The sequence below is a fragment of the Myxosarcina sp. GI1(2024) genome (genome assembly GCF_053543375.1).
The window spans coordinates 829,216-848,943 of record NZ_JBKGTY010000001.1 but is presented as its reverse complement, the minus strand read 5'-3'; the positions used below and the strand labels follow the sequence as shown (position 1 = coordinate 848,943).

The following is a 19,728-nucleotide window of genomic DNA, read 5'->3' as shown; positions in this document are numbered from 1 at the left end:
AAGTGCGATCGGGCTTTAGAATAATGTTAAAGTTAATCAGCAAAGGTATTCTATCTTATTTTGTCTGTTTAAATTGTTTAAGTACCGATAAGTTGGACGATTCTGCTTGGCAGCAAATTTTCGTTGTTCTGAGCCACCAACAAGACATCCGTATCAAAGACCCCAAAGCTTGTCGTCGTTTTCTGAATGCGGTTCTCTGGATTACTCGCACAGGTGCTCAATGGCGTGAATTACCCAAACGTTTTGGCAACTGGAACAGCCTCTACAAACGATATCGGCGTTGGTGTCAGAAGGGAGTTTGGCATCGTCTCTTGCAAGAAATGTCCCACTCTGCTGACTTAGAAAGTTTAATTCCCGATAGCACCATGATTCGTGCTCATCCCTGTGCAGCAGGAGCAAAAGGGGGTCAGAAAAACACTCTTTAGGAGGTTCTTGTGGCGGATTTAGTACCAAGTTACATGCTGTGGTAGATGCGTTGGGCAATCCGCTGCGGTTGCTTCTGACTCCAGGGCAAACCGCCGATATCAGTCAAGGAGAGGCATTGGTGGCTGGTTATCGAGCTCAACAGGTAATTGCCGATAAAGGCTATGATTGTGATGCTTTTGTGGTCTTGATTGAGGAAACTGGTGCTCAAGGCGTGATTCCGCCTCGTTCTGGTCGCCTCAACCCTAGAGATTACGATTCACATCTGTACAAGGAGCGACATCTAGTTGAGTGCTTTTTTAACAAACTTAAATACTATCGTCGCGTTTTCAGCCGTTTTGACAAAACTGACGAATGTTATTTGGGATTTGCCGAATTTGCTTCGGCTTTAATTTGGTTGCGTTAATTGTGTCAACAGAACCTAGTAAGATAATCTGGTTCGAGAAGCTCTTTTAGGCTTTTCTCTCACCATGAATCTAGTTATTCTTAGCTGTTAAATTGAGCGCTCTCGTCGTGGTTCGAGCTCAAAATTGGGGATTTGTCTGTCAGTACCAAAAATCAGGCTACTGGCAAATTCTCGCTCATCAGCCCCACGTGAAGTGGACATTAGAGCAAACTGAAGCTAGATGGATTCTGATAGTAAAAGAAGTCCCTCAGCTGCTACTACAACCAGAAGAGGCGATCGCTTTTTTAGAAAAACGTCGGCTTGAAATTAAACGTTAGTTTTAATCTACCTAGAATCAGTTTTTAATTTTAACTAAATCTTAAATCAGCGTTAATTTGTTCGATACCTTAGTTATCATTTGCTACTGATAGGATTTGAGTCTAGAGGTTTAATTTGAGCTATGATAACAACCGAAAATGAGATAAACAACACTCAAAACGCTCGCTCCTGGTCGAATAAACATTTGTCTTCGCTCAATCCATTGAGTTATGATTTCAACTTTGAGCTGTGGGCTCAAGAAGTGGCTCGGCAAATGAAGGCTGCGCTTGGAAAACAGTCAAATTCTCATCAGATCGACAAATCAGAATGATCGTTAAGACTTGAAAGAGTTGACTCGACAGAATGATAAACAGCAGTAAAACTCAGAGCTTAACGGAAAATTGTAGTTAAAGTCGAACGACGCTCAAACAATCAATTATTTGGGATGAGCTGTGAGTTCGAGATAGTTTCCAAAAGAGAGTTGCCATGAATAATAGAGCGATTTTTTCCAAGCTTTTTAGCCAGGTATAAAGCCGAATCTGCTAGATCGATCGTGTGTTTCATCGCTCGTTCTGATGCTTCCTGCCCTGGAACGTCAGTTGGGTAAAAGAGTCAGCTCATCATGCAGACTCTGTTTGCGGACTTTTGCCAAGCTCTTTAAACATTTATTTATGGTGTTTTTCTCCAGCTTTTTTAATTTAGTTTTGAGTTTTTTCGCTTTTTGTTTCCATTTGGCTTTGGACATTGCTCGCTAATATCTCTCGCTCGAAAAGGTCTTGAAAGTCAGAGATTTTTATCGTCTCTAACAAGACCAAAATTTTTCCTACTGACTCAACTGACCACTTTCAAATTTCTATTAGCATTACTTCTGGTTCGATGACAAACTGACCCGTCCTACACGAGCATTAACTTAAGTTGAAATAATTTAATTTTTAATTTGATCGCTTGCTCTTTAAAAATACATCAAGTTAATTAACTCTAAAATTCAATTACTCACCCCAATTATTAGTGGAGCCTGAAAGATGAATCTTTGGCGCAAAGTACCATTAAAATCCCTTCGAGTTTTGGCTTTAGGAGTAGCTGCAGCATCGTTAGTAGTTTCTCAAGCTGTAGTTTCACAAGAAACACCATCAATCAAAATTGATGGGTCGAGTACGGTGTATCCGATTACCCAAGAAATCGTTGCAGAATTTCAAGACAGCTATCAAAAACCCGTAGAGATAGAAATTAACTTTTCTGGTACGGGGGGAGGTTTTGAAAAATTCTGTCGCGGCGAAACCGAGATTAATAACGCCTCTCGTCCGATTCAAACCGATGAAATGAAAGCCTGTCGTGAAGCCGGAGTAGCTTATATAGAGTTACCCGTAGCTTTTGACGCGCTGACGGTAGTAGTCAATCCAGCCAATGATTGGGTTGATACCTTGACTACCGAAGAGTTAGCCAAGATTTGGTCGCCAGAGGCTGAAGGTCAAATTACTAATTGGAATCAGATTAGACCTAGTTTTCCCAACCGACCCCTCAATCTCTATGCACCTGGTGAAGATTCGGGAACTTTTGATTATTTTACCGAAGCAATTGTAGGAGAAGCAGGGGCGAGTCGTGACGACGTCAAGGCTAGTGAAGATGATGATGTCTTAGTTGCAGGAGTAAGTCAAGACCCCAATGCGCTGGGTTACTTTGGCTTATCTTACTACGAGCAAAATGCCGACGAGATGAAAGCTCTGGCGATTGATAGTGGTGATGGTGCGGTTGTGCCTTCTAGAGCGACAGTGGAAGCAGCAGAATATCAACCTTTGGCTCGTCCTTTATTTGTTTATGTCAACGCAGCGGCGGCAAGAGAAAATGAAGCGTTAGTCAGATTTACAGAATTTTATCTTGAGAATGCTCCAGAAGTAGTTGCTGAAGTAGGTTATGTTCCTCTGCCCGATGAAGCCTATCAAATCAATGAAGTTACCTTTTATCGAGGTGAAGTAGGAACTGTGTTTGAGGGACAGTCTCAGTTTAATCTGACCATACCCGAATTACTACGGAAGCAAGCTCGATATTAATGTTTGATTCAGTAGCGCGATCGATTAAGCCAATGCCTCGATTAATACCCACCATTCTTCGGTGTTTCTGAGCGGTTCGAGATCGCGATCGCTTTTGATTAATTGTCGATTGCTTTGATTTAATTCGATTGCCCGTTGCAAACATTCAATTGCCAAAGAGACGTAACCCAATTGAGCGGCACAGCACCCTTGATTGTACCATGCATAATCATCTTCCGCGTCGAGACTGAGGGCGCTTTGATAGCTAGTGAGAGCTTCTGCATAATTACCCAGGTGACGGCACATCTCGGCTCGTTTGTACCAGGCCCAGAAACTCTGGGGAGCCAACTCTAAAGCGCGATCGTAACAAATCGTGCCCGTCGCTTTTCTCCGAGATAACGATAGGTTCTGTTGACGTAAAGAGGCAAAGATGAGAAAGTACCTGAAGTTGCTGATTTTAGTCAAAAAATTCTTCATGAAATCTCGTGTTAAGTTGGACGATTCTGCTTGGCAGCAAATTTTCGTTGTTCTGAGCCACCAACAAGACATCCGTATCAAAGACCCCAAAGCTTGTCGTCGTTTTCTGAATGCGGTTCTCTGGATTACTCGCACAGGTGCTCAATGGCGTGAATTACCCAAACGTTTTGGCAACTGGAACAGCCTCTACAAACGATATCGGCGTTGGTGTCAGAAGGGAGTTTGGCATCGTCTCTTGCAAGAAATGTCCCACTCTGCTGACTTAGAAAGTTTAATTCCCGATAGCACCATGATTCGTGCTCATCCCTGTGCAGCAGGAGCAAAAGGGGGTCAGAAAAACACTCTTTAGGAGGTTCTTGTGGCGGATTTAGTACCAAGTTACATGCTGTGGTAGATGCGTTGGGCAATCCGCTGCGGTTGCTTCTGACTCCAGGGCAAACCGCCGATATCAGTCAAGGAGAGGCATTGGTGGCTGGTTATCGAGCTCAACAGGTAATTGCCGATAAAGGCTATGATTGTGATGCTTTTGTGGTCTTGATTGAGGAAACTGGTGCTCAAGGCGTGATTCCGCCTCGTTCTGGTCGCCTCAACCCTAGAGATTACGATTCACATCTGTACAAGGAGCGACATCTAGTTGAGTGCTTTTTTAACAAACTTAAATACTATCGTCGCGTTTTCAGCCGTTTTGACAAAACTGACGAATGTTATTTGGGATTTGCCGAATTTGCTTCGGCTTTAATTTGGTTGCGTTAATTGTGTCAACAGAACCTAGGCATCCCCTTGCCGATAGAGCGCCCAATAGTCATTGGGTCGTAATTTTAAAGCTTGTTGATAGCTCGCCAGTGCTGAAGTATAATCTTCGAGATGACGATAGGCATCTCCCCGTCGATAAGTCCCCCAGTAATCATTGCTTCTGATAGCTAGAGCTCGCTCGAAGCTATCTAGTGCGTCAGAGTACCAATCTAAGTCTTCGAGGACGACACAGCAACGATTGTACCAAGCCCAGTAGTCTCCCGGGCGAACTGTCAAAGCCCGATCCAAACTAGCAATGGTTTCGCGATATTGTCCCAAATTATGTAGAACATTGGCACGATTATACCAAGACCAATAATCATCGGGTCGTATGGCTAGAGCCCGTTCGTAACTTGCTAGGGCACCTGTGTAATCTTGACGGTCAGTTTGTGATTTTCCCTGGTAATACCAGTACCAGTAATTATTGAGATCTTGGTTCAGAGTAACTGTAGAGCTGCTCATGACAATTAGGGCTGCTGTCGGCTTAACAAATATCTACAATTCGTTTCTATATAATACCTCTTGAGTAGGACATCTACATTTACAGACACGCCCTACTTATCTAAATCGGCATCTGTACTACCACCAGGAATATGAGCGGTAACATTTTGTTGATGGGCAATTTTATTCTCCGCTGTTTGCTCGTAGGTAAAATCTTGCTCCGATTGGACTTCATCTGAGGGATTTGGTTTTTCTGTTTCTCGTTCTATAAAATCAGAAGGTTGGTTGGCTTCAGACAGGTCAATAGGTTGGTTTGGTTTTTGGTCTGTCATATTCTTGCTTTAGTCGATGATGCTTCTGCTTACAGTATTGAAAAAGCTTTAATTGAAATAATCCTTCTTGGGAATGAAAAATTTTTAGATTAGATCCTATGTCTTGGCAATTCAATTAAAAATATTAGTTAGAGAAAAATCGTCTTTTGTTAATTTGAACTCAAAAGTGAAACTTGCTGCTAGATTTATCGTTGGAGTTTCACTTTACTTTACACCACACACCAGATAGCTACTTTCCCTTGACCCACCTTGAGATAGACTTTTATCAGCTGAAGCCGTAATAGTATGGTGAAAGAAACAAGAGAAACCTACCTAGCTCCAATCAGAGACTTGTGAAAATAGATAGGCTTCTAGTAAAAAGTTTAAATATGTCAATTGACCTCGCCTTAGAAGCTTTCTCCATCGGAACGCTCTGTGCTGGCTCTCTACCTTTAGGAAGCCTGACTTCTGTGGTTTGGCAACCAAAAAATTGGACGTTGGCTTTTCTCATCGCCTTTGGAGCGGGAGTGAGCTGGTTTGGCGTGATTGAGTTCGAGCTTAGAGCAGTTTTCAGTTCACATCTATCGGTAACAGAGTCAATACCGAGAGGAGAATACAAGTGAAACGAAGAGAATCGCTTTGGCTGGGTGGTTGAGATCGATCCCATGAACGCTTCGCAAGCACCCGTAAAGCGAACTGCACTAGGACGCTTTAAGCACGAAAACGCAGAGGTTGTCGTGGGAAGTTGTTCATTCAAACCGACGGGGAGCAACCCGAAATCAAGGGGGTGAAATTGAATAATCAGATGCTCGTCACGGACCCAAGTACGGGTGAAATTCGCCGGCTGTTTTCGGGTGTACCGGGCTGTAAGGTGACTGGCATTGCCACAACCCCCGATCGCCGAACGATGTTCGTCAACATTCAGCATCCGGGGGATGGTGACCCGACGCTAACCAATTTTCCACTGCCAACAGTATCGCAAGAAATAATAGCTATGAATTGGTTCGGACACAATCGAATCTTCTCGCCCCGCCTGATAATATATGTTTTTTTACTTCTATTTTTAGTTGTTGTGGGATTTATCTTGTTAAGCTCTCCTACCTTCATTATTCCCCCAACCGCTCCTACCGCCCCCGTTACCGTTTACGTAATTGACTACGGCTACCACTCAAGACTGGTTTTGCCCGATGGGAAAGGGAAATTGATGCAATATGCTTATGGCGATTGGCGTTATTTTGCTCTTGATCGCCAAAACTTGGGCAATGGGATTGCCGCACTGCTATATCCGACTCAAGGAACTATAGGCAAACGAAAGTTTGACAACCGTGCAGAATTTGAAGAACAGCTTAAAAGCGATCGCAATACCTTACTCGGTTTTGAGGTAGCCGCAGCCAAAGCAGCCCGATTACTAAAACTGCTAGACCGACGCTTTTGCCAAAACTTGCCAATGCGGGTAAAAAATCCACGTAACCATCTCACTTTTGTGCCAGACGACCAGGACTATATCTGGTTTCACAACAGCAACCACGAGCTAGTTAAGTGGCTGAAAAACCTAGACTGTCGAGTTAAAGGCTTCGTTGCGTTGCCCAATTTTCAGGTAAAACACTCAGACAACCAAAGCTAAGGAGATTAGAGCAATAGGGTAAAGATGAGATCGATTATGAAAGTAAATGTACTCATACTGTCACCTGCGATCGCAACTGCTTCAGCTAAAAGCTTTACGCTACCCTGAATAAAATTTTTATAAGTCGGATACCAGTATGAAAATTATTCGTCTTTTACTAAAAAAGGAGTCAGAGATTTCGAGCAATTTCGGATTATTCAAGACGTGTTTTCTGTAATTTTCTACGATTTTTATTTATTCGAACGCTTGCTAGGAATAGAAAGCGATCGCGAAACCGAAATTCAAAATTATCTACAATTATTAGAGATAGAACACAAAGTAACCATAGAAAATGCATTTTGTCTACTACTAATTTATCTCAGGGACAGCGTAAAAGATTAGCTTTACTAACTGCTGTTTTTTTTAGCTTTTAACGAAGTAAAATAAGGTTGAGGAGCGAGAGAGAATTGTTGGCATCACTAACGGTGGTAAAAAATATTTACCATCATCGCTCGTACGCGATCCATTTTAGATATTTAGCATTGTCAATCAATTCTTCTGCCAAGATAAAGCTAGCAATCGTCCAAGTTTGATATTTTCTCGCTTCTTTGCCTACTAAGCGACCATTTTTACCATCGTAGTATTCCGCCCATTCATCCAAAGGCAAACGCTTTTCGGCGATCGCCATTGCCTTGGTGGCCAGATCGAGGCGATCGAGCTTGATGGCAGCTGCCACCAAAAAGCCCAATAATACAGGCCAGTTACCGCCATTGTGATAGGACCAAGGGCGATTTTTAGGATCGCAACCTGTCAATAGCTGCCAATCTCTGCCTTTGAGTGCGGGAAAGCAAATCTTCATCGGCATCCAACCGATTAAATCTTGCCATTTTTCTTCGATCGTATTCATGATTACTTCTCCCTGCTGGAGGGATACCAAAGAGGACAAAATTGCCATCAAGTTGCCCAAAGAAAAAAAGCGGCAATCTAATTGAGAAGGTCCTAAATTACCAACTAAGTAGCCACCCTGCTCTGGAAACCATTCACTGAGTTCGGCATAGGGTATCGACTCAGAATAGATATTAAACTGATTTAACACATCCTGCCCGTATTCTTCTGCCTTGTAGCGATAGATTACGTTTAACCTTTGGGGATCGAGCCAGTAATGATAGCGAATGTGTTCGGTTAAGGGAGGAAGACGACGTGCGATCGCCTGACGGGTTTTATCATTTTCAAAATTGTCGATTAACAGTTCTTCGGCACAACGCAATGCCATATGAAATAAAGATTGGATTTCTAAAGGATGTCCATTAATTCCCATCCGGCGATCGATCATACATGGACCATCGGGAACCAGTAGAGTCGGATACATTTCAAATCTTGCCGAGAGACAAAGTTCGATAATAATCCGAATTCCCTTCTGCATTTCCGGACTATGGGCTAAGGAAACTTCTCCCGTAGCTTTAACGTAAGCTCGTAATAAAAATAACCACCAAAAACAAGAATCCACAGGAGTCACCCTGCCAATGGCATGATCGCCAAAATCTGCCTGCAAATATTGTTCTTCTCTCTGATGAATAACTTTAAAACTTGCTGGCATTAAGCCTCGTCCCGGTTCGAGAAAATCTAGCTGTTTTTCTTTAATTTGGAGTTTCAAAGTTTGCACGAGAAAGTTACGCACGATTTCGGTTTTTCCCCTAATTAGAAAAACCAAAGCCGCAGGAACGAAATCGCGTACGAAACACTGATCGTAGTTGAGTGCCGGAGTAGAAACATCACAGGCAGCAAGAGTACCAATAGGGCGATCGTAATAATAAATTATCGATTTTTCTAAAATTTCCCAAGCTTCTGATGCGAGATTCGGATTTCGTTCCATAGCTAAATTGTGTAACATCCCTATTAGTTGATGATTGCTTCAATTAATTTTAAGCGACTCAAGTCGTGAAATTAGAATAGATCTCCCTGGGGTAATTGTCGATTGGGGATTGTCGAGTAACGAGGGACACTTAATTTTTCCTCGACCAGGAACTAGGGCGATCGCGAGTAGAAACATTTATTTTACCTATCCGTCATAACTACAGAAGTTCACTGTCCGGTAAACTTTAAATCCTTTGAAAGGTTTAACTCTTTAAATTTCTAATTCTGTAACTCTTTAAATCTAAGCTCTCGTCAATACCGTCTATGTTCAATACTCCTTTAAGATTCTTAGTTTCTCAAGCCAGTTTAGCGGTTGGCTTAGTGTCGATCGCCAGCACCAATAGCGTCAACGCTTTTCCTCTCTCTAGTTCTAATAATTCAGTCAACCTCGATCGCCTCAGACAATTAATTGCTCAGAATAACGAACCTCCTGAAGTAATTATCGATGACGCTCCCAGCACTGCCAATCCAATACCTACGAGAAGAGCCAGCAGCGATACTCGATTTAGCTGTGAAATCATCGATGGGGAATATACAGTTATGTATTATCCCGAAAGTCAACCTAACCGAGCTTATCCTTGGGCAATTCCCAGTCAGTTGGGTGGCGGTTGGACTCCCGAAAGACGCTGTAATGAAATTACCCGTCGCTTTGAATCCTACCGTCAAGATGGATTATTGGAGTTAACTACTGATGTGGAAAACAATTATGATATCGTCTGCGTCACTACTCAAGTCGATCCTTCAGACTGCCGCATCGTTCTCACCGTACCTCCGGGTCAAGATCCTCAATTAACTCGCGATTTAGTATTTGAAAACCTACTGGCTGCCGACGACGGTCAAAGAACGCAAGGTGTATACACTCTAAACGACGATCGCACCGAAGGAGAAATTTTTCGAGGTGTTGGCAAAATTTTGGGAGAAATAGGAATTAACCCTGCTAGTAATACTCACCGTCAGTCTCCAGAAAGCATCGATTTGCGACCTTTCCTCGATCCCACTGATGGTGGTACGGCTAGTCAACTCAAACCAGGTAACTTCAGTACCCCCAATGATAATCGCCAACCAGTAGGTTCTCCTGCTTCAGAACGCAAACCCGCTATATTTCGCTAAACTCATCTCAGGTAGTGCTCCTGTATTTGTTTTACAATTACAGATAAAAATCGATTATTGAGGGTAGATTTAAATCTCAGAATCAAAAGTAGAATGTTCTCGTTCTCTAACAGTCATCGCTCTTTAAAATTAACGAGCGATCGCATAATGTAAAAACACCTCTGCATCGAGCTGGGTTACCTCGAGTAATTTTAAGTTTCTAGCTTGAGATTGAGTAAAACCTATTCCTGCTATGGGAGTAGGAGCATCTCTACCGCCGAGAATAATCGGGCAGATTGTCAGCCAAAGTTCATCAACTAAATCTACTGCAATTAGGGAAGCAACCAATTCTGCACCGCCTAGAATAGCAAGCTTATTCAAGCCTAACTGTTGTAGTCTTTTCATAGCTTCTAGCCAATTAAGGGAATTGTCATCTGCTGAATTAATAGATATAATGCGAGCAAATTGAGCTCGATCGTAGCCTCCGGAGCTTGCTTCAGCTGAACTTTGAGTCGAATTTTGCCATAATTCTGACTCTTGCTTAGTAGTAAGTAACCAACGAGGTACTGGCTGACGAAAAAAAGGCAGGTCGCAAGTCAATTTTGCCGTAGCCGAAACCACAATTTGAACTGGTTGAGGTGATTGGGATCGCGCTTTTCTGGCTTGCAACAACTGTGGATTAGTTACAGCTAAAGTAGTGCCATAAGCACGTAAAGTATTAGCGCCAAAGATAACTCCATCTGCTAGAGCAACTTGAGTTTCTAGATGAGCCTTGTCAGTCGCCGAACCAAAACGGGCTGGCGATCCGCAACTGTCGGCAATCTTGCCATCTGCACTCATCGCCAGGACGACTGTAGTCTGCGGGCGTTGTAACATGTAAAGAAATTACCCAAAAATTATTAATTATCTCAGCTAAACTTTAGCAATGGTAATTGTAAACGATCGAGTAAAATTTCGATATCCAGATTTAGTACTGTAAGGTACATTAAGTATAGTCAGTATATTGAATATATCATCGAAGCCAGCCAACATCTCCTACTATGGCATCAGGTCAGTCATCTTTTCGTAGCATCTTACTTATCCGTTTTTTGTCAGTAAGTATACCTGTATTATTAGTAGGAGTTTGGGTTACTTATCATCAAGCCCGTAAGGCATTTTCCGAAACAGCCAGGCAAAATTTAACCGAAAGTGCGAACCGAAAGGGAGACAGCATCGAGCAATCAGTGGAAGGACTTCGTTCTAATCTAGCCTCCGTAAGCGATGCGGCAATCTTGAGCTCGGATTCGGTTGATTATCAACCTTTTATCGATCGACTATCTCAGGTATTACCTACTAATATTTTGTGCGTACAGCTTACCGACTTACTCGAAAATCAGACTATTGCTACCACCTGTGATGAGGCGATCGAAGTAGATAGCAGCTTGTGGAGTAGAACTCAACCACAACTTCTTACCACTCCAGAACAAGTTGAGGTTAAACTGCTGCTTCCTTCTAAATCCGTATTTAAAGAAGTCAATAACGTCAGCGAACAGACATTTCAAAGCCAGTTAAAACTCTGGTTAACCGCACCAGTTTACAATCGCCGAGGACAATTACGCTACGCACTTAGCGTCAGATCGGCAGTTCTCACTCAAGAAAATGTCGAGCCTGGTTCTCTTAATGGCTATCCGGTGGTAATCGACGGAGATGGAATCGTTCTAGCACATCCTTTGGTTCAAAAAGTAGGGCGCAACATCAAGCAAATGCCCGATGCCCAAAAGCTAGACACCTTGATCGAGACTGCCACTTCTGATGTTGCCAAATCTTCCACTTCCAATCGCTTGTATTATTTAGAGCAGGATGGTGTCGAACTAATTGTCGGCTATAGCGCGATCGACAGCCCCGTTACCCAAGACCAACAGCAGAAATGGATAATTTTAGCTGTTACGCCGGTAAATGCTGCTTTAGAGCCGCTTAAAACTATTCGACGAGCCTTGGTGGCAATGACTTTAGGATTGATCGTCGGTACCGCATTAGTTACCATCTATGTATCTCGCGAACTCGCTCGCCCCTTAGAGCAGCTAAGGGATTATGCTACGAAAACAGAACATTTAGATTCGAGCGATCGCCTACCCGATAATTTTCAGATTCGCGAGTTTCATCAATTATCTTTGGCACTCAATGAAATGGTCAGTAGATTGCGGGCTTGGGGAGCCGAAATTGTCTCTGCTTGGCAAGAAGCCAAAAACGCCGACCGATTAAAGAGCGAGTTTTTAGCCACTACTTCCCATGAATTGCGAACTCCTCTAAATGGAATTATCAACTGTATTCAGATTGTCAAAGACGACTGTTGTGATAGTCGAGCCGAAGAACGAGAATTTTTACAACAGGCTGATGATGCCGCGCTTCATTTGCTAGAAATTATTAATGATGTTTTAGATATTTCCAAAATTGAAGCAGGAAAACTATCTGTAGAGATCGAACGAGTCGGTTTATCTAAGATAGTTAATGAGGTTGTCGAGCTTCATACAGCTCCCATTCAAAGTAAAAACCTAGTTTTTACAGCTCCTAGTTGGGAAAGCGAACTTTACGTTCTTGCCGATCCTGCCAAACTCAAACAAGTATTGATTAATATTGTTGGCAATGCAGTTAAATTTACCGAATTTGGCAGCATTGAAATCGCCGTAAAAGTTGCTAAATCTGAATCGGTAGCGCTCTCGCATTTACAACCCTCGGCATTCAAAAATTTAAGTCGAGAATACTCATTAGCTCCCCAGGAAGAGAAGCATAAATTTCAGCCTGCCGCTTCAAAATGTCGAGATTCTTCTACCGATGTTTTAACCTCTAATTCTCATTCTCAAGCACCAGATAAAACAGCACTCAAAGAATCTCGAGAGCGTCAGCTGGGCAATCACAAAGTGATTATCATCATTAGAGATACGGGAATTGGCATTGATGTCAGCAAACAAGACCGATTGTTTCAGCCTTTTGTAATGGTAGATGGTTCTAGGACTAGAAAGTTTGGCGGTACTGGTTTGGGTTTGGCTATTTCTCGCAATCTCATCGAACTGATGAACGGCAAAATTTCTCTGTATAGTGCCGGAGAGTTTCAAGGAACTACCGTGACCATTATTTTGCCTCTAGCTGAAGGAGGAGGGTAAGGTAGCAGGAGAGTGGAGGAGACTAGGAGAAAGTTTGAGGTAAGAGGTATTTTATTTTGGAAAAGATAAGGCAGGAGGACGGGGCTTTCAAGGACTCGAACGCGATTCGAGTCCCCGCCACTCCAGAAGGCATAGGGCAGGAGGGGAAAAAGATAGTTGCACAAACAAATTTTGTTGTAAGTGATTATCCGGACTTGATATAATTAGTTCTCCCGTGGTTGCGGCTAAATACCTCTATTGTTTTGTCAATTAAAAATTGACCAACGGTCTACTACATCTTTTAAGATACAAGGTTAAAGGGAATTTATTTGACTTGAGAAAAATACCTATCAAAACCATGTGGACACACTACTATTGTCATCATTCTGGTTTCATCACTACAATACCGTAGGCGTTGGGATCGAGATATTGTCGAGCCGTAAGCTGTAAATCGGCTGCGGTTACTGCTTGAATGTGTTGGGGATAATTTAAAGCTGGAGCTAAATCTTGGAGTTGAGAATAATAATAACCGTAAAGATTGGCGCGATCGCTCGGTCTTTCGTTGGCAAAGATAAAGCGATTGGCTACTTGAGTGCGAATTCGAGCAATTTCTGGTTCGGAAATCGGTTCGGTACGAATTGTTTGCAGGTGTTCGGCGATCGCTCTTTCTACCGTAGCAATGTTTTCTGCCGGCAATCGTGCTGAGACATAAAATACTCCTTGATGGGTTTGAGTCATGTTGCTCACACCGATGTGAGAAACCAAACCTCTTTCTTCTCTCAAGTTTCGATACAGCCGCGAAACTTTTCCCTGTCCCAAAATTGCCGATAAGATGTCTAAGGGATAAGTGCTCTCTAATTCCATCATTCCCGGTACGCGCCACATCATTACCAGTCGCGCCTGTTGTAAGCTGTTATCGATGTATTCGCGACGCACGATTTCATTAAAAGGAGGTTCGGCTACCAGAGAGCGAGTAGCTTGCCGTCGTTCTTTGGTCGTACCAGCATCAGCGGTGGTTACTGATAATCTTTCACCAATAATATCGATGAGTTGGGGTGCGGGTAGGTTACCTACTGCTACTACCGTCATCGCTTCAGGCTGATACCGAGAAGCATGAAAATCGCGCATCTGCTGCGATCGCAAATTAGCAATTACCGAAGCAGGACCCAACACTGGACGACGATAGGGGAGTGTTTGAAAACAGGTTTCCATGGCACGATAGAAAGTACGCCGACTGGGATTATCTTCCGAACGCCGAATTTCTTCTAAAATGACTAATTTTTCTCGCTCGAAAGCTTCGTCTTCAAGGCTCGGATTTAATGTTACATCTAGCTGTAGCGGTGCTAGTTCGGCAAAATCTTTAGGAGCAGTAGTGATGTAGTAGTGAGTGTAATCCTGACTGGTAGCGGCATTGGTAACTGCACCTCTTGCTTCAATCAGACGCTCGAATTCTCCTATTTTTAGACTCGGTGTGCCTTTAAACACCATGTGTTCTAAAAAATGTGCCATGCCGTTAATTTCATCAGCTTCTTGGCACGAACCGACATTGAGCCACACATTTAAATTGACTGCTTCTACCGACATCTGTTCCGCAATTATGGTCAGACCATTATCGAGTTGATGAATAGTAGGAGCATTGAGTCGCGTTTGAGTTGTGAGATTAGAGGTCATTCTCAAAGAATAGGGCAAATTAAATTTTAATGGCGATCGAGGCAGTAAAATCGTCTCGACACGTTTTTACATTCTGACACTAATTTAGATGAATCAAAACCGTCTGTAATTTAAATTGGACTTTGACCGTAAAAAGGTACGACTTCCCACCACTGAGAAACTTTTCGCTGTTGCCATTGTAGATTGGCGAGTTCTATCAAAGTGGTAACTGTGGTTGCCAAATTTTCTGGAGCTTCTATTAATTGGTATGACTCGGCTAAATTAATCAAAGTCTCTCGCCAACTTTCTGGGACCATGGTTGTATCTTCCACATGCACTTTTAAAGTCTTTCTTGGGGAATCTAATTGATAAATAGCTACAAATAGTTGTCCTTGTCTGGCTGGCATTTGAACCGCCATAAGTTCCTTTGAATTATGGTTTTGTGCGAAAGCAAAAGCTATAGCAGCTAGGGTAGAAATACCAAATAAGGGAATGTTTAGCTGTTGGGCTAAAGTACGTGCGGTAACTACACCGATTCTAGTTCCCGTAAAACCTCCAGGTCCCTTAGCTACGGCGATATATTTTAGATCTTGCCAAGTCTGGGGCTGAAGCATTTCTTGAAGATAGAGGTGCAAATGAGATGCTAAATCTCGCCCCAAATTCCAAGTTTGCGCTCGGCGATCGCCCAAACGATTATCTATAGCTATACCTAGTTGAGGTGTAGTAGTATGTAACCCCAGAGCATATTTATTTACAAAAGACATTTTAAAAAATTCAAAGTTTTCAACATAGGCTTGGTGAATAAATAAATATAGCACTACTGGAGCGATCTCTATTTTCAGGGCAAAGACTTCTTTTGCTTCCAACTTCGGGGCGATCGAAGAAAGAATTCAGTAGCTTACAATGGTTGTCAATTTTCTTAATCCTTTTATTTATAAGATGACGCTCTACTTAACTGATGTATCCTATGCAAAATCGCACCAGCTAACGGCAAAGTTTTCTTGCTGAGATCTTTCCAAATCAAAAAATCTGGCATTTTGTGGTTGAATAAACACTCGCTGACATGGTCGCAGATTTAAGCGAGCAAACTTTTCCCGACTAAAATGGGCTGTTACAGCTAATTTATCTGGTAGAGCTAATTCTGCTTGCACTTCCTTACCTAAATGGACGATCCGCTTGACTATAGCTTCTGTGCTACTGACATTAGCAACTGTAGAGACTTCGAGTTCGTGAGGACGAATAAATACTTGAGATGGGGGAGAATCGCGATCGTGGTGCCGGAATAAATATGCCGTACTAGGTAATACATTAACCTCTCCGACAAAACTCATCACGAAAGGCGTAACAGGTCGGTCGTAGATTTCGGCAGGAGTTCCTACTTGTTCGATTTTACCTTGATTCATCACCACGATTTCATCAGCTACTTCCATGGCTTCTTCTTGGTCGTGAGTGACAAAAATGCTGGTGACATGAACCTCATCGTGTAGTTGTCTCAGCCAGGCACGGAGCTGTTTGCGTACTTTCGCGTCTAATGCTCCAAAAGGTTCGTCTAATAATAAAACTTGGGATTGGGTGGCAAGGGCGCGAGCGAGGGCAACTCGTTGCTGTTGACCCCCAGAAAGTTGGGCGGGATAGCGAGCACCTAAACCCTGTAGCTGAATTAACTCTAGTAGTTCCTCAACTTTGCGGTCGATAAGTTTGCGAGGCTGTTTGCGAATCTCCAAACCAAATCCAATATTTTGGCGAATTGTCAAATGTTTAAACAGGGCATAGTGTTGGAAGACGAAGCCGATATTACGTCTGCGAACATCGAGATTAGTTGCATCTCGACCGTTAATTACAACTCGTCCCGTATCTGGCAATTCTAAGCCAGCGATAACTCGCAAAAGTGTCGATTTTCCAGAGCCAGAAGGTCCTAGTAATGACACGACCAAACCTTTTTTTACTTCTAGGGTTACTTTTTCTAAAGCCTGAAAGTTACCAAACTGTTTAGAAACACCTTTAACCAAAATGCTCATCTGTGTTATACCTCTTATGGTTTTATTTTTTAACTACGTGTGTGCGACATTCTAAAATTTCTTTGAGAATTAGCGTAATTACTGCAAGTAATGCCAAAATTGCCGCTGCTCCAAAGGCAGCTTGTGTCTGGTAATTCTTATATGTCTGCTCGACGAAGATGGGTAAGGTTTGAGTCCGCCCGATAATACTGCCTGAGATCACTGCAACTGCCCCAAATTCCCCCATTGCTCTGGCGTTAGTCAGCAAAATTCCGTACAGTAAACCCCAGCGGATATTGGGTAAGGTGATTCGCCAGAAAATTTGCCAGTCGTTTGCGCCTAAGGTTTTGCCAGCTTTTTCTTCATCTAATCTTGTTGCCTCTAGAACCGGAATGACTTCTCGCGCCACAAAAGGTAAAGTGACGAACATAGTTGCTAATACCATTCCTGGAAGGGCAAAGACAACTTTAAAATTGACACTTTCGAGCCAGGAACCAAACCAGCCATTACGTCCGTAAAGCAATACTAGAGCTAACCCAGCGACGACGGGAGAGATGGAAAAAGGTAGATCGATAATACTTAGAAGTAAGGTACGACCCCGAAATCGATTGCGAGCAATTACCCAAGCCGCACACAGTCCGAACAGAGTATTTAGGGGAACGGCCATCGCTGCAACAATTATGGTCAATCCCGTAGCGTTGAGGAATTCTCTGGTATTAAATGCGTTGAGAAATGGCTCTAATCCCAAACGAAAGGCTTGGTAGAATACCGCTATGGCTGGTATAAACAACACCAGCAGCAGATAAAACAGAGCAATACCGATTAAAATTCCCGCTGCAGAAAGCTCTTGCGGTCTAGTTTTGACAATTGTTTTAATCAGTAGCATAGCGACGACCCCACTGTTGCAAACCGTTGATTACTAGCAGTATCGTCAGCGATACCAGCAGCAGCACCGTCCCAATAACTGTCGCTCCTGCATAATCGTACTGCTCCAGCTTTTGGAATACTAAAACGGGTGCAATAAGATCTTGAAAAGGAACGTTAGAAGCAATAATTACTACCGAGCCATATTCCCCTACCGCTCTAGAAAAACCCAGAGCAACTCCTGTCAAGATTGGCGGTATTAAAGGCGGCAATAATAATCGCCAGAAGGTCTGTAGCTCGGACGCACCGAGCGATCGCGAGGTTTCTTCTACTGCTATATCCATCTCTTCTAGTACGGGCTGGAGAGTACGGACGACAAATGGTAAAGAGATAAAAATCATCGCCACCAATACTCCCAAGCGAGTGAAAGCAATTTTAATCCCGAAAGGAGCAAAAACTTGTCCGATCCAGCCTGTTTCGCTATACACTGTGGCTAATACTACCCCTGCTACCGCAGTCGGTAGGGCAAAGGGTAAATCTACGATCCCATCTATGAGTTTTTTGCCAGTAAACTCGTAGCGCACCAGTACCCAGGCAACCAGAGTTCCCATCAAACCGTTAATTAGGGAAGCTAAAAGAGCAGTGATGAAGGTGACGTTGTAGGCAGACAGGGCAATTTTGTCGGTGGCAATTTGCCAGAATTCTTCCCAGCCAACAGTTAGGGATTTACTGGTTAATGCAGCGAGCGGCAACATCAAGAAGGTTATCAGGTAAAATGCCGTTATCGCCCAAGGTAGTGAAATCGAAGACAGTTTCGAGCGAGATGGGAATGGATAATTAGTCATGGCGCAGATTTAATTTGGTGGTTTACAAATAGATGGTTTGTCGGCACGAGGTTACCAGCCATCTAGTTCTGTCGTTTCATGCCAAAATCTGACGTTCAAATCTGAAAGATAAATTAAGGCACTATCGATTTGGGATTGAGTGCCATAAAGTTCGAGATCGAACCAGCCATCTCCATCGGCATCAATCCCTAACAAAGCACCAGCAATATTTACCTTCAAGCCGTGTTGGTAACTAAGATTGGCAATTACGGGTTCTCGATGATATCGTTGGGGAATTTGGATTTTAATGCGGGTTTGCATCAGTCGATTGCTGTTTAGTTTCCCCTCGTGTTGAATGAGCTTCTGCATCGTTAAAAATCTCCTAATACGAAAATCACTCGCGGTGTTATTTGGTTGTATTGTCTGTGGCAATTTTTTCTTGGATTTTGTCAAAAACTGCTTTATCGGCAAAAAATTTGGTTTGAACTTTGTTCCAACCACCTAAATCTTCAATATTAAAAAGCTTGTCGACTTTGGGATATTGGTCGGCAAACTCTGCTGCCACGGTTTCATCTACTGGACGGAATCCGACACGAGCAAACTCTCGCTGTGCTTCGGGAGTATAGAGAAATTCAACAAATGCTTCTGCTACTTCACGGGTACCACGTTCATCTACATTGGTATCGACCACGGCAACGGGATTGTCAATAGAAACGTTGTAGTCTGTTGGAATTACGTAGGGCAGACTAGTGTTTCCCTGATGTTCTGCCAAAAGTACTTCATTTTCATAGTTAATTAATACTTTTCCCTGTCTCTGTTTATAGAACACATCAGTAGCTTCACGTGCGTCTTTGGGAAGTACGGGGACATTACGATAAACTTTTTCGACAAAATTTTCAGCCTGTTGCTCTGTTCCTCCAGCTTGGGTAACAGAACCCCATAAAGCTAAAAAGTTCCACCTCGCACCACCAGAAGTTTTGGGGTTAGCGGTAATTACTTCAATATCACTACGAGCCAGATCTGACCATTGGCTTACTTTTAAGCTTTCGTCACGAATGACCAGTGCTGCAACGGATTTGTGCACGATAGAATCATTGGGTAATTCTTGCTCCCAACTTGGTTCGATTAATCCTGCTTCTTCAATCTTTTGGATGTCTAGTGCTAGTGCTAACGCAACTATATCGGCTTCTAGTCCATCAATGACCGCACGAGTTTGCGAACCAGAGCCGCCATAGCTTTGGTCGAAGGTAACGGTTTGACCGGTCTGTTCTTCCCACTGCTCGACAAACATGGGAAGTATTTTTTCATAAGCAGTTTTAGTTACAGCATAGGAAACCAAAGTGAGATTTATGGAGTTATCTGCAGCAACATTGCTGTTATCGATGGGATTACAAGCGGTATTTATCCAGCCCAAAAAAATTCCCGACAAGGTCAAACCCACAGATCTTGGCAGCGATCACAGTGGCTGACTAGCGTATTGAATCCAAATCATGT

20 protein-coding genes and 2 pseudogenes are annotated in these 19,728 nt (G+C 43.0%); 10 read left to right on the top strand and 12 right to left on the bottom strand.

Annotated features, from left to right (window positions below; translation table 11 throughout):
* Nucleotides 1–92 precede the first annotated feature (92 nt).
* The 3 genes from ACLFKQ_RS04175 (at nucleotide 93) to ACLFKQ_RS04165 (ending at nucleotide 3,174) form a co-directional block, all read left to right on the top strand.
* Nucleotides 93–829, top strand: a protein-coding gene (locus ACLFKQ_RS04175) for an IS5 family transposase (RefSeq protein WP_448999442.1) whose coding sequence is annotated in 2 segments (ribosomal slippage) — nucleotides 93–395 and nucleotides 398–829 — 735 coding nt in all. Because the reading frame shifts where the segments join, the coding sequence is not laid out codon by codon here.
* A gap of 107 nt (nucleotides 830–936) precedes the next feature.
* Complete coding sequence (locus ACLFKQ_RS04170) at nucleotides 937–1,146, top strand: hypothetical protein (protein ID WP_448998615.1); 210 nt, start codon at nucleotides 937–939, stop codon at nucleotides 1,144–1,146.
* Nucleotides 1,147–2,148: 1,002 nt separating this feature from the next.
* On the top strand, nucleotides 2,149–3,174 hold the full coding sequence (locus ACLFKQ_RS04165; protein ID WP_448998614.1) for a PstS family phosphate ABC transporter substrate-binding protein: 1,026 nt from the start codon (nucleotides 2,149–2,151) through the stop codon (nucleotides 3,172–3,174).
* Nucleotides 3,175–3,198: 24 nt separating this feature from the next.
* Here the strand turns inward: ACLFKQ_RS04165 and ACLFKQ_RS04160 are convergent, their stop codons facing one another.
* The gene (locus ACLFKQ_RS04160; RefSeq protein WP_448998613.1) at nucleotides 3,199–3,630 is read right to left on the bottom strand and encodes a TPR end-of-group domain-containing protein; all 432 of its coding nucleotides are present in this window, start codon (nucleotides 3,628–3,630) and stop codon (nucleotides 3,199–3,201) included.
* Between ACLFKQ_RS04160 and ACLFKQ_RS04155 the strand changes: the two genes are divergently transcribed.
* A protein-coding gene (locus ACLFKQ_RS04155) for an IS5 family transposase (RefSeq protein ID WP_448998612.1) occupies nucleotides 3,629–4,383 on the top strand; the annotation gives its coding sequence in 2 pieces (ribosomal slippage) (nucleotides 3,629–3,949 and nucleotides 3,952–4,383; 753 coding nt in all). The two genes, ACLFKQ_RS04160 and ACLFKQ_RS04155, sit on opposite strands and share 2 nt — an antisense overlap.
* A 15-nt stretch (nucleotides 4,384–4,398) precedes the next feature.
* Here the strand turns inward: ACLFKQ_RS04155 and ACLFKQ_RS04150 are convergent.
* Together ACLFKQ_RS04150 and ACLFKQ_RS04145 are read right to left on the bottom strand one after the other, a co-directional pair.
* Nucleotides 4,399–4,884, bottom strand: coding sequence for a tetratricopeptide repeat protein (locus ACLFKQ_RS04150; protein WP_448998611.1), 486 nt, complete (start codon nucleotides 4,882–4,884; stop codon nucleotides 4,399–4,401).
* A 92-nt stretch (nucleotides 4,885–4,976) separates the two neighbouring features.
* The gene (locus tag ACLFKQ_RS04145) at nucleotides 4,977–5,195 is read right to left on the bottom strand and encodes a hypothetical protein (RefSeq protein WP_448998610.1); all 219 of its coding nucleotides are present in this window, start codon (nucleotides 5,193–5,195) and stop codon (nucleotides 4,977–4,979) included.
* Between the two features lie 368 nt (nucleotides 5,196–5,563).
* Here ACLFKQ_RS04145 and ACLFKQ_RS04140 point away from each other — a divergent pair, with 368 nt between their 5' ends.
* From ACLFKQ_RS04140 to ACLFKQ_RS04125, 4 genes and pseudogenes are all read left to right on the top strand, one after another.
* Nucleotides 5,564–5,797 carry a hypothetical protein gene (locus tag ACLFKQ_RS04140; protein ID WP_448998609.1) on the top strand — a complete coding sequence of 78 codons (234 nt, stop codon included), beginning with the start codon at nucleotides 5,564–5,566 and terminating at the stop codon, nucleotides 5,795–5,797.
* Nucleotides 5,798–5,914 (top strand): annotated as a pseudogene (locus tag ACLFKQ_RS04135) (alkaline phosphatase PhoX); the annotation flags it as partial.
* 47 nt (nucleotides 5,915–5,961) lie between these two features.
* Entirely contained in the window at nucleotides 5,962–6,798 is an 837-nt protein-coding gene (locus ACLFKQ_RS04130; protein ID WP_448999452.1) for an alkaline phosphatase PhoX, read from the top strand.
* Between the two features lie 207 nt (nucleotides 6,799–7,005).
* Nucleotides 7,006–7,193 (top strand): annotated as a pseudogene (locus ACLFKQ_RS04125) (ABC transporter ATP-binding protein); the annotation flags it as partial.
* An 89-nt stretch (nucleotides 7,194–7,282) separates the two neighbouring features.
* Here ACLFKQ_RS04125 and ACLFKQ_RS04120 read toward each other — a convergent pair.
* Nucleotides 7,283–8,668, bottom strand: a complete 1,386-nt coding sequence (locus ACLFKQ_RS04120; RefSeq protein WP_448998608.1) for a glycoside hydrolase 100 family protein — start codon at nucleotides 8,666–8,668, stop codon at nucleotides 7,283–7,285.
* A 287-nt stretch (nucleotides 8,669–8,955) separates the two neighbouring features.
* Here ACLFKQ_RS04120 and ACLFKQ_RS04115 point away from each other — a divergent pair, with 287 nt between their 5' ends.
* Nucleotides 8,956–9,801, top strand: coding sequence for a COP23 domain-containing protein (locus tag ACLFKQ_RS04115; protein WP_448998607.1), 846 nt, complete (start codon nucleotides 8,956–8,958; stop codon nucleotides 9,799–9,801).
* Nucleotides 9,802–9,930: 129 nt separating this feature from the next.
* On the opposite strand, the gene ACLFKQ_RS04110 is transcribed toward ACLFKQ_RS04115, so the two are convergent.
* A complete protein-coding gene (locus ACLFKQ_RS04110) occupies nucleotides 9,931–10,656 on the bottom strand; it encodes a RibD family protein (RefSeq protein ID WP_448998606.1) in 726 nt (241 codons plus the stop codon).
* A 164-nt stretch (nucleotides 10,657–10,820) separates the two neighbouring features.
* Between ACLFKQ_RS04110 and ACLFKQ_RS04105 the strand changes: the two genes are divergently transcribed.
* Nucleotides 10,821–12,920 carry an ATP-binding protein gene (locus tag ACLFKQ_RS04105; RefSeq protein ID WP_448998605.1) on the top strand — a complete coding sequence of 700 codons (2,100 nt, stop codon included), beginning with the start codon at nucleotides 10,821–10,823 and terminating at the stop codon, nucleotides 12,918–12,920.
* A 360-nt stretch (nucleotides 12,921–13,280) separates the two neighbouring features.
* Here the strand turns inward: ACLFKQ_RS04105 and ACLFKQ_RS04100 are convergent, their stop codons facing one another.
* The 7 genes from ACLFKQ_RS04100 to ACLFKQ_RS04070 all read right to left on the bottom strand — a co-directional run bounded on the left by ACLFKQ_RS04100 (nucleotide 13,281) and on the right by ACLFKQ_RS04070 (nucleotide 19,675).
* Complete coding sequence (locus tag ACLFKQ_RS04100; RefSeq protein WP_448999451.1) at nucleotides 13,281–14,570, bottom strand: M16 family metallopeptidase; 1,290 nt, start codon at nucleotides 14,568–14,570, stop codon at nucleotides 13,281–13,283.
* Between the two features lie 110 nt (nucleotides 14,571–14,680).
* A complete protein-coding gene (gene tsaB, locus ACLFKQ_RS04095; RefSeq protein WP_448998604.1) occupies nucleotides 14,681–15,415 on the bottom strand; it encodes a tRNA (adenosine(37)-N6)-threonylcarbamoyltransferase complex dimerization subunit type 1 TsaB in 735 nt (244 codons plus the stop codon).
* A 99-nt stretch (nucleotides 15,416–15,514) separates the two neighbouring features.
* Nucleotides 15,515–16,567, bottom strand: coding sequence for a sulfate/molybdate ABC transporter ATP-binding protein (locus ACLFKQ_RS04090; RefSeq protein ID WP_448998603.1), 1,053 nt, complete (start codon nucleotides 16,565–16,567; stop codon nucleotides 15,515–15,517).
* A gap of 22 nt (nucleotides 16,568–16,589) precedes the next feature.
* The gene (gene cysW / locus ACLFKQ_RS04085) at nucleotides 16,590–17,432 is read right to left on the bottom strand and encodes a sulfate ABC transporter permease subunit CysW (RefSeq protein WP_448998602.1); all 843 of its coding nucleotides are present in this window, start codon (nucleotides 17,430–17,432) and stop codon (nucleotides 16,590–16,592) included.
* Nucleotides 17,419–18,255, bottom strand: coding sequence for a sulfate ABC transporter permease subunit CysT (cysT, locus tag ACLFKQ_RS04080; RefSeq protein ID WP_448998601.1), 837 nt, complete (start codon nucleotides 18,253–18,255; stop codon nucleotides 17,419–17,421). Before cysT ends, cysW begins: the two co-directional genes overlap by 14 nt.
* A 51-nt stretch (nucleotides 18,256–18,306) precedes the next feature.
* Nucleotides 18,307–18,603: an NIL domain-containing protein gene (locus ACLFKQ_RS04075; RefSeq protein WP_448998600.1), complete on the bottom strand. Its 297-nt coding sequence runs from the start codon at nucleotides 18,601–18,603 to the stop codon at nucleotides 18,307–18,309.
* 37 nt (nucleotides 18,604–18,640) lie between these two features.
* The gene (locus tag ACLFKQ_RS04070; protein ID WP_448998599.1) at nucleotides 18,641–19,675 is read right to left on the bottom strand and encodes a sulfate ABC transporter substrate-binding protein; all 1,035 of its coding nucleotides are present in this window, start codon (nucleotides 19,673–19,675) and stop codon (nucleotides 18,641–18,643) included.
* Between the last annotated feature and the right edge of the window lie 53 nt (nucleotides 19,676–19,728).

What these genes read in the sequence shown, in the direction of transcription:
- ACLFKQ_RS04165 (WP_448998614.1), top strand. Translation starts at nt 2,149, where the DNA reads ATGAATCTTTGGCGCAAAGTACCATTAAAATCCCTTCGAGTTTTGGCT.
- ACLFKQ_RS04160 (WP_448998613.1), bottom strand. Translation starts at nt 3,630, where the DNA reads ATGAAGAATTTTTTGACTAAAATCAGCAACTTCAGGTACTTTCTCATC.
- ACLFKQ_RS04150 (WP_448998611.1), bottom strand. Translation starts at nt 4,884, where the DNA reads ATGAGCAGCTCTACAGTTACTCTGAACCAAGATCTCAATAATTACTGG.
- ACLFKQ_RS04145 (WP_448998610.1), bottom strand. Translation starts at nt 5,195, where the DNA reads ATGACAGACCAAAAACCAAACCAACCTATTGACCTGTCTGAAGCCAAC.
- ACLFKQ_RS04140 (WP_448998609.1), top strand. Translation starts at nt 5,564, where the DNA reads ATGTCAATTGACCTCGCCTTAGAAGCTTTCTCCATCGGAACGCTCTGT.
- ACLFKQ_RS04120 (WP_448998608.1), bottom strand. Translation starts at nt 8,668, where the DNA reads ATGTTACACAATTTAGCTATGGAACGAAATCCGAATCTCGCATCAGAA.
- ACLFKQ_RS04115 (WP_448998607.1), top strand. Translation starts at nt 8,956, where the DNA reads ATGTTCAATACTCCTTTAAGATTCTTAGTTTCTCAAGCCAGTTTAGCG.
- ACLFKQ_RS04110 (WP_448998606.1), bottom strand. Translation starts at nt 10,656, where the DNA reads ATGTTACAACGCCCGCAGACTACAGTCGTCCTGGCGATGAGTGCAGAT.
- ACLFKQ_RS04105 (WP_448998605.1), top strand. Translation starts at nt 10,821, where the DNA reads ATGGCATCAGGTCAGTCATCTTTTCGTAGCATCTTACTTATCCGTTTT.
- ACLFKQ_RS04100 (WP_448999451.1), bottom strand. Translation starts at nt 14,570, where the DNA reads ATGACCTCTAATCTCACAACTCAAACGCGACTCAATGCTCCTACTATT.
- ACLFKQ_RS04090 (WP_448998603.1), bottom strand. Translation starts at nt 16,567, where the DNA reads ATGAGCATTTTGGTTAAAGGTGTTTCTAAACAGTTTGGTAACTTTCAG.
- cysW (WP_448998602.1), bottom strand. Translation starts at nt 17,432, where the DNA reads ATGCTACTGATTAAAACAATTGTCAAAACTAGACCGCAAGAGCTTTCT.
- cysT (WP_448998601.1), bottom strand. Translation starts at nt 18,255, where the DNA reads ATGACTAATTATCCATTCCCATCTCGCTCGAAACTGTCTTCGATTTCA.
- ACLFKQ_RS04075 (WP_448998600.1), bottom strand. Translation starts at nt 18,603, where the DNA reads ATGCAGAAGCTCATTCAACACGAGGGGAAACTAAACAGCAATCGACTG.